Raw genomic sequence first — 9,324 nt, forward strand, 5'->3', positions numbered from 1 at the left:
CACGACCCAACCAGCTTTGACGGGGAACCCGTCACACTGCATCGTAACCGGCGGTCGCCAGACCGTCGGACAGGGAGCCATCTACCAATCGGCCTAGACAGAGGCCGCACTGCATCGTAGGAGGGTGTGTCAAAATGCGAAATAAAGTTGAGGTAGGGACGACACTCCCGTATCGTCCGCACGCTCGGAACGAGTGTAAGACATTACGCAATTACCTGAATATAAGCGTTCTAAGAACACTGTGGACGATACGGGAGTATCGTCCCTTCCTGCTCTTGTTTTTGCAGTGTACTCTACCCAACCTCCGACGGACTGCGTCCGCCGGTTACGATGCAATGAGGCCCCCATGCTGCGACCATCTTCGACGGTCTTTACATGGGGTTTGATTTCATCGAGCTCGCCAAGGCTCGGTTCGCATAGTGACGTTCTTCGAGCCTAAAAGCCAGCCTCTTCCGATTATTTTTGTTATAAAATATTTGTTGTCAACAAGTTCTAGCTTATTTTTTCCGGACACTAATGTCAGAATTTATAGAACCCACCTATATATTTTTACAAAAATGAAACCGGCTGGAGCTTTGTGAACTCCAGCCGGTTGTTATGTGGAATGATGAAGTATTACTTCATGACCTTCTTGACTGTCTTGCTGCCGTCGCTGTAGATGGTTACAACCACGTTGATACCCTCATAAGGACGGTCGCTTACCTGACCGTTGACATTGATGTACTGTACTTTCTCTACTGTCTTAACGTCCACGTCGTTCAGGTCAGAGATTTCTTCAGGAGCTACTACGCCTTCGCCTGTGTTGTAAACCACGGGAGTCAAAGAAGCGCTGTAACCGTTGAAGCCATACTGACGCACGATTGAAGGATAGTCCTTGAAGCACATGTCGGTGTCGAGGCCGTAGCCAGCAGCGAGACCCTGTGAAGCAGCACCGTCGGTGTACTGGAACATACCGTAACGGGTCTTATACTTCTGGGTGTAGTTATCTACATAGTTAGCATAAGGATAGTTTGCAATCCAGCACTCATACTTCTGGCAGATTTGTGCAGTGGGAACCCAGTGGCCGCTGTAGTCCTCGTCGAGCCATGAAGCATAGCCGTAGAGACCCACGAGATAGCCTTGAGAAGCAACCTTGTCGAGGAATGTGAGACAGATGCTCTTAGCGTCGTCGCCATACTGGCAGGGATCCTCAAAGTCTAAGTAGATGGGGTATTCAAACTTCTTGCCTGCGATGTAGCTGAGGCACTTGTTGGCCTCGGCGAGAGCCTCGCTTGCGTTCTCGGCATAAGAGTAGAAGTAAGCACCCACATCGAGACCAGCAGCCTTGGCAGCAGCATAGTATTCCTCGAAGCGGTAGTCCTTGCGAGTGATGAAACCACAGCGCAGGATCACATATTTGTAACCAGCAGCCTTAACAGCATTGAAGTTAAAGCCTACGCCCTGGTGCTCGCTCACGTCGATACCATAAGCAAGAACGTTGCCCGAACCTCCGCGGCCGCCCTGGTAGCTAGCATAGCCAGAGCCTTGCACTGCCGCTGTGGGCAGGAAGCTCCACTTCTGGGCGTCAGTGTTGTTGCTTTGGTAAAGCTGAACATTGGTGCCGGCAGTGAGTGTGCCGCCATTAACGTCGAGAACGTAATTAGTGTTGAGCTTGCTCTTGATGGTATAAGAACCGTCGTCGTTGAGAGCGAGATCCCATTCAGAATCGGCAACGTTGTTCCAATCCCAGATGTGGACATTAGTGCCGTTAGCAGCATTGCCGCCATACACGTCAAGAACACGTCCGGCGTGAACAGCCTTGAGGGTGTAGAAACCATCGCTCAGACGAGTAACGGTGAACTTGTGGTGGTTAGCGTTAGGATCAATAGTCCAGATGCCCACGTTAGTTCCATTAGCACTGTTGCCGCCTTGAACGTCAAGACCGAGGGCCTTGTTGGCGAAGCATGCGATGTTGTAAGTTCCGTTAGCCACGGGAACAGCGATCTTGCCAGCATCAGCTGAAGTTTTGTTTCCTGCCTCGTCGTAAGCATAGATGTGAGTGATATAGAAACCAAACTCATTCTTGTGCTCGCTAGTCTTAACAGTGAATGTAGCAGTGTTGCCACTGATCGATGCGGTGTGCCAGATGATGTCGTCCTGGCCGTTAGCATCGGTCCAAGTGGGCATCTTCACTGAAGTCACGCCCAAATTGTCCTTGACTGTACAAGTCACCTTGTAGCCGCTCTGGCTGACATCGGTAACCTTGATGTCGCTGATAGCGGGAGCCTGGGTGTCGGCCACAGGCTCGGGCACTGTGACAACAGCAAGAGGCTTGCAGGTCTTAGCGTCCTGGTTGTTGTAAGCATAGATGTGAGTGAGGTAAGCGCCGCGCTCATTCTTGTGGTCGCTCACTTTGACAGTGAATGTAGCGGTGTTGCCGTTGAGAGTAGCCTCGTGCCAGATGATGTCGTCCTGGCCGTTAGCAACAGTCCAAGTGGGCATCTTCACGCTCTTGATACCGTTCTTGTCGGTAACGGTGCAAGTCACGGTGTAACCGTTAGCAGTGATATTGGTCACCTTTGCGTCGGTGATTACGGGAACTGTCTTCTCTACAGAAACCTTGTTGAACACCCACTTTTGAGCAGCAGTGCGATTGCCCACGTAGCCCTGGATGTTGGTGCCGTCGGCCATGGTGCCACCGTTTACATCGAGGAAGAGACCGTTGCGGTTAATCACATAGTATGCGCCGTTGCCAGCGTCCTTGATTTGCCACTGCTGGGCATTGTTGGTGATAGCGGTGTTAGTGTATTGCTGCACGTTAGCAGTATTATCAATTGCAGCGTTCTCCACGTCGAGTGCCATGCCACTGTGCAATGCGGTGATTGAGTAGTAGCCATCGCTCAGGTACTTAACTTCCCACTTCTGGTTGTCGCCATTGTTGTTGGTCCACAAGTGCACGTTAGCGTTCTTGTCCTTAGAAGCGCCCGATACGTCAAGCCCGAAGTTCTTGTTGGCCGAGCTGTTGATGGTGTAGATACCGTTAGCAAGTGTCTGTGTGCCGTCCACAGCAACCAGTTTCCACTTCTGAGCCTTGCTTGAGTTACCAGCCCACACCTGAATGTTTGTGCCGTTTTCATACTTGCCGTTGCTAACATCAAGGAACAGACCGTTCCTGTTCACAACATAGAAGCTACCGTTGCCGGCATCCTTGAGCATCCAGTAAGAAGCATTGTCGCCGCTCTTGAAGGGATACTGCTGCACGTTAGATGACTTGTAACCGCCGCCATTAACGTTGAGCGACATGCCACTGTGCTTGGCAATGATTGAGTAGTAGCCCTCGCCCATGTACTTAACGGTCCACTTCTGGTTAGCGCCGGTGCCCAGTGTCCACAGGTGAACGTTAGCACCGCTGTCCTTGGAAACTCCCGAAACGTCAACGCCGAAGTCGAAGTAGCTAGCATTGCGTATCTGGTAATCGCCGTCGGGGATTGACTGTGCGGCATCAACGGGGATGAAGAACCACTTCTGGTCATTAACCCTGTTGCCGGTCCAGCCCATGACGTTAGTACCGTTGGCAAACGAGCCATTATAGACATCCATGTAGAGTCCGTTGTTGTTGACGATGTAGTAAGCACCGTCGCCAGCATCTTGCAGCGACCAGTTCTGAACTGCAGTGCCGTCAACATCATACTGCTGCACGTTGGTACCGTCGGCCGATTTTGCCATATACAAGTCAAGATTCTTACCGCTGTGAACAGCCTGGATGTTATAGTGATCCTTGCTGAAGGTTACCTTGAACTGCTGCTGCTTCACGCCAGTGTACTCCCACAGCTGCACGTTAGCCTCGTTGGCATTTGAACCGCCCGACACGTCAAGACCGTACTTGGGGTTGCTATAGCAAGCGATGCGGTAAGTGCCGTTGGGCAGGTTCTGGCTGCTCTGGGTTGTAGTTGTAGGTGTGCTGCCGTAGCTAGTGTTGGCAGGCACGTTGTAAGAAGATACGTACCAGTAGCTGGTCACACGGCTGAGCACGGTGTTCTGGTTGTAGCCGCACATCTGACCCTGATAAGTGTTGGCCAGAGGACGACGGCCGAAATATACAGGAGCCGAAGAGTCGCCGCTATACACAACACCGTTCTCGATGTCGGTCACCCACTGCGCATGAGGAATGCTTGAGACATAGATACACACGCCCTCGGGGTGAGCAGCAAGAATACCTTGCAGCTGCGAAACAGTGAGACCGTTGACATAAGCTTGATTAACATTGAAGGTACATCCTGCAAATGAGCAAGAATAGCTTGCACGCTGACCAGCGCCATTGATCCAGCTGTAAGGCCAAAGCGACGACTCGGTGATCGCAGTCCAGTTAGAGTTGTTGCTCAGGTACATGCGAGCACGAAGCATCATTGCATTCGACACCAGCGTACATGTGTAGTTAGTCTGCTGGGTCAAGTACAAATTGTTCGGATAAGGAACAGCAGCGTCAGCCTTGGGTGCAAAAGCAAGTCCCGCGCACACCAGTACGGTTGCGAGCACAGCATGCATCACCTTCGTGATTCGTTGCATTTTCATCATAAAATTTGTAATTTGTTTTTGTTTTGTGAAAAATAAATTAATTTAATGTTTAGTTAGCAGTACAAGGTCAAGCTGTTTTGAGTTGTCGCAACTTAAAAAGCCATATACGCACTTCTTTAAACCATCTAGCACAAATTGCCGCACCACCATCCAATCACTGATGCACAACAACTTATCTCACGCTGCCGTCAAGTTATAAAAAGCCACCTGTATATTTATCCTGTAGGTAACAGTGCCACACAACGCTTTATGGTAGTTAAACGCTATGCAGCAGTGTGCAAATTTAGTTAAAATTTTTTATATATACAAGAATTTTTATAATTTTACAGGGCAAAAAACTACTGTTTTAGACGCTGTTTTAGACGAAACCTTTTTGCGGCACACCATTTTCCCCGCTTTTCCCGCCGACGGGAATTGCCGAAAAACAACCCAAATGCGCCATAGGCGGTGCAAAAAGTTTGCGATTAAGTCAAAATATCATTAACTTTGCAAAAAAATAATATGGAAAATCTACCCCAAGACCCGTTTATGCTGATGAGTTTCATCAACATGAAACTGCGCGACGAGTATGCCTCGCTCGATGAATTGTGTGCATCGCTTGACATCGACCGCGAGTGGCTCGTTGAGCGTCTGGCACAGGCGGGAATGGAATATAGCGAGGAAAACAACAAATTTTGGTAATCAACAACTTACGACTATGGACGGAATGAAAGCATATAAACTGTCACTCACTCTCGACTGCTTGTGCATATTAATCGCTGCCGCAGTGCTATATTGCGCTAACAAGATGCTGCTGCCCATGTGGGCTCTCATCGCAGGAGCAATCGTTGCTCTGGCACTGCTGATAGTAGCGGTGAAGCTTTTGCTCAAAGCCCGCAAGTCATTCAAGCAGGACGCAGAGGAATGGGTAAAGAACCATCAAGACGCTCCCGCCGAAGAAGAACGAGAGGAGAATTAATCATGGCACGATATAAGTTTATCTCATGGAACGTGAACGGCTTGCGCGCTTGCGTGGGAAAGGGGTTTGAAGACGCGTTCAAGGTTCTGGATGCCGACTTCTTCTGCCTGCAAGAGACCAAGATGCAACCGGGTCAGCTCGACATTGATTTTCCCGGCTACACTTCCTACTGGAACTCGGCCGACAAGAAGGGATACAGCGGCACAGCAATATTCAGCCGCCACACGCCACTGAACGTGACCTACGGCTTGGGCATCGACGAGCACGACCACGAAGGGCGAGTAATCACACTGGAAATGGAGAAATTCTATCTCGTAACCGTTTACACCCCCAACAGCCAAGACGGATTGCGACGCCTGGACTACCGCATGACATGGGAAGACGCTTTCCGCTCTTACCTGCTGGGGCTCAACGAGAAGAAGCCCGTGATAGTGTGCGGCGACCTCAACGTGGCGCACAAGGAAATCGACCTGAAAAACCCAAAGAGTAACCGCAAGAATGCCGGTTTCACCGACGAGGAACGCGCCAAGATGACAACGTTGCTCGAGAGCGGATTTACCGACACATTCCGCCACTTCTATCCCGCCCAGGAAGGCATTTACTCGTGGTGGAGTTACCGTTTCCAGGCACGCCAGAAAAACGCAGGCTGGCGCATTGACTATTTCCTGGCATCTTCATCAATCGACGGCAACCTCGTAGACGCCAAGATCCACACCGACATCCACGGCAGCGACCACTGCCCCGTGGAACTCATGCTTGACATTTGATAATTTGTTTATTATGAGAGCATTTATTATCCTATTAACTGCTCTAATGTACGCTTTCACTATTGAAGCTCGCACCCATAATTTATACAAATTCAAGATTGTTAAGAGCATTTTAGTCGATAAATAATAAAAAAGTCGTAACTTTGCAGTTAACGGAGACACATCTTCCTTCTTGCATGGCATAACAACTAAAAAGGAAACCAAAATGGGCATATACATTAATAGAGGCAATTCTGGATTCGTTAAGTACACAAATAGCGAATATGTGGATAAAACCAGAATGATTGCATACATCAATTCGACACTGGGCGGTGCAAACATGCTGACCTGTGTCAGTCGCCCGCGCCGTTTTGGCAAATCAATGGCAGCCAATATGTTATGTGCCTATTACGACAAATCGTGTGACTCTTCATCCTTGTTTGAGAAATTTGAAATTGCCAAAGACCCTTCATTCAAGGAGCACCTCAATAAATATCGTGTCATTTATATCGATATCACCGATTTTACGACAAGGTTAGGACATCCCGAGAATCTTGTAGTTAACATGCAGAATAAAGTAATAGCAGATGTAATGAAAGCATATCCCGAGTTTACATTTGCTGACGATTCTGACTTGATGGATATCCTGCTTGAAGTTGCGACATTAACAGATGAACGTTTCATCATGATAATTGATGAATGGGATGCAATGTGCCGCGAACTGTCGGATAGGCCAGAAATCATGAGTGATTATGTTTCTCTTCTTAGAAGACTTTTTAAAGGGAGCAATACATCAAAGGTTTTTGCAGGGATATATATGACAGGTATATTACCAATTAAGAAATATGGTACGCAATCAGCCCTAAACGATTTCCGTGAGTATTCAATGACTACTCCCGGCCCTATGGGAGGTTTCTTAGGCTTCAATGATGATGACGTAAAAATGCTCTCAGAAGAATACCACATGGACTTCTCTGAACTGAAACGTTGGTATGATGGCTATGAAATGGACACTTTTGATTGGAGAATCAATGCCCCAGATATAAAGAAAACAGCCATCTATAACCCCAACTCGGTAATGACAGCAATAAGGGCTCGACGTTGCGATAATTACTGGGCACAATCAGAGGCTTTCGATTCTCTGCAACGTTATATCGACAACGATTTCAACGGAGTAAAGGAAACTCTTGAGAAACTCATTAAGGGAGAACCTGTTAGAATTAATGTCCTGCGTTTTGGCAACGACATGAACGACGTGAGCGACAACGAAGAACTATTCACGTTGCTTATACATCTAGGATATTTGACCTACGACCTTAATTTTAAGCACGTGACCTTGCCCAATCAGGAGATACGTGAGGAGTTCGTTGAGGCCCTCCGTGGCAGCAAAAGCCACAAGGAGTTGTCAGAGCTTGTGCGCACTTCCGACAAACTCCTTGAAGCCTTATGGATGAGAGACGAAGAAGCTGTAGCAACTGGCGTGGAATATATCCACAACCACAAAGTCGCACCTAATTTCTACAACAACGAGCAGGCATTGCGTTCTGTGGTGCGTACAGCTTTCCTTGGTGCCATTGACCACTACATCGAAATTCAGGAATTACCCAGCGGTAAAGGATATGCCGACTTGGTGTTTATTCCTCGTCGCAATAGCAACCATCCCATTCTCGTAATCGAGCTGAAATGGAACGATACAGCCGAGACCGCAATCAGCCAAATCAAGAATCGTGACTACCCCGAGATTATCACCCCCCTCGCAGGCGAAATACTACTCGTGGGAATCAGTTATAATTCAGGCACAAAGAAACACACCTGCCTCATTGATTCAATGACAAAGGAATAAATGCTTAACATCTAGAAATTCACTTATTATGAGAACAGTTATCACAATCTTTGCTACAATGTTGTGCGCCCTCGCTGTTGAGGCACGCACCTACACCACCGTGTTCATTAATCACGGACTCGCCGCTCCGCTCACGGTAAAAACCCACCACGGTACCTACAAGGTAAATTCTAGCCTTACTCTCCACGGAGATATCGAGCCCACACATGTCACCGATGGTAATGGCAACTGGGTGGTGATCGGCGGCCGTAGCTACAATGAGGATGGCGACGAAGCCACTATCACCTACAACTTCAGTACACTATATAATAGTTCAAGTTCTACCTCAAGCTCCAAGTCAAGCAACAAGCGCAGCCGACTAAGCAAGGAAGAACGACGTGAACGCGCTGCCGAGCGTCGTGCAGCCGCTATCAACGCTAACGTCTTCTCATTCGAGCAAGAGGTTGATCTGGGACTGCCTAGCGGCAACATCTGGGCAGGCTATAACCTTGGTGCCAGTTCGCCACTTGAACCTGGCGATTACTACGCCTGGGGTGCAACAGTGCCTGGTGGCACATTTGAGCAAGACGACTATTGGGACCGCGATGGCAATTATTACACCCACGACGGAACCACCATTTTACGCCCAGCGCATGATGCTGCTCGTCAAGAATGGGGCGAAGGATGGCAAATTCCAAGTTATGATGACGTAAATGAACTATTGGAGTGCTGCGAGTGGGAACTTGGTAAATTTCAAGGAATTAACGGTTACCGAGCAACAGGACCTAATGGTGTCCACATCTTTTTCCCCATCTTTGGCATTTATGGCGAAGGACAATTCACTGAAGGCTATTCTTCCTATTGGACCAATGAATTGGGTGATGACGATGACGCTTCAGCAATTGCCCTGTGTGTAGTTGACATGAGCAACAAAACAAGCTATTTCGGCACTCCCATCACCCGCTACTACGGTTGCTTCATCCGCCCAGTCCTCAAAGAAGAATGATACACACCCGCACCGACCACTACCCCGTGGAACTCATGCTTGACATCTAAGAACATGGGGGCAACGGTCCATTCAATAAAAACTCAACTTTAGCATTTGGGTTCAGCATAATATTCCTTGATGAAATACAGATACTTATGTTTGGATCTTACAAAAATGCAAACCGATACGTTCTCATACAAAGAGCATCCTTGTAGGAAATTTTCCTGTGGAGATGATTGTACATCAAATAAGACAG

General features: G+C 48.3%; 6 protein-coding genes. 5 read left to right on the forward strand and 1 reads right to left on the reverse strand.

Annotated elements, in window-relative coordinates; all coding sequences use genetic code 11:
- Positions 1-615: 615 nt before the first annotated feature.
- The gene (locus ACKI3C_RS10190) at positions 616-4,545 is read right to left on the reverse strand and encodes an RICIN domain-containing protein (protein ID WP_407404672.1); all 3,930 of its coding nucleotides are present in this window, start codon (positions 4,543-4,545) and stop codon (positions 616-618) included.
- 510 nt (positions 4,546-5,055) lie between these two features.
- On the opposite strand from ACKI3C_RS10190, the gene ACKI3C_RS10195 reads away from it, so the two are divergent.
- From ACKI3C_RS10195 to ACKI3C_RS10215, 5 genes are all read left to right on the forward strand, one after another.
- Positions 5,056-5,235 (forward strand): DUF4250 domain-containing protein, encoded by a 180-nt coding sequence (locus ACKI3C_RS10195; protein WP_407404674.1) that lies wholly within the window; start codon positions 5,056-5,058, stop codon positions 5,233-5,235.
- Between the two features lie 25 nt (positions 5,236-5,260).
- Complete coding sequence (locus ACKI3C_RS10200; RefSeq protein WP_407404676.1) at positions 5,261-5,512, forward strand: hypothetical protein; 252 nt, start codon at positions 5,261-5,263, stop codon at positions 5,510-5,512.
- Positions 5,513-5,514: 2 nt separating this feature from the next.
- The gene (locus ACKI3C_RS10205) at positions 5,515-6,279 is read left to right on the forward strand and encodes an exodeoxyribonuclease III (RefSeq protein WP_407404678.1); all 765 of its coding nucleotides are present in this window, start codon (positions 5,515-5,517) and stop codon (positions 6,277-6,279) included.
- A 205-nt stretch (positions 6,280-6,484) separates the two neighbouring features.
- On the forward strand, positions 6,485-8,101 hold the full coding sequence (locus tag ACKI3C_RS10210) for an AAA family ATPase (RefSeq protein ID WP_407404680.1): 1,617 nt from the start codon (positions 6,485-6,487) through the stop codon (positions 8,099-8,101).
- Between the two features lie 28 nt (positions 8,102-8,129).
- Positions 8,130-9,086, forward strand: a complete 957-nt coding sequence (locus ACKI3C_RS10215; RefSeq protein ID WP_407404682.1) for a hypothetical protein — start codon at positions 8,130-8,132, stop codon at positions 9,084-9,086.
- The last annotated feature ends 238 nt before the right edge of the window (positions 9,087-9,324 follow it).

The sequence above is a fragment of the Sodaliphilus sp. genome, from assembly GCF_045598405.1.
Taxonomy (GTDB): Bacteria; Bacteroidota; Bacteroidia; order Bacteroidales; family Muribaculaceae; genus Sodaliphilus; species Sodaliphilus limicaballi.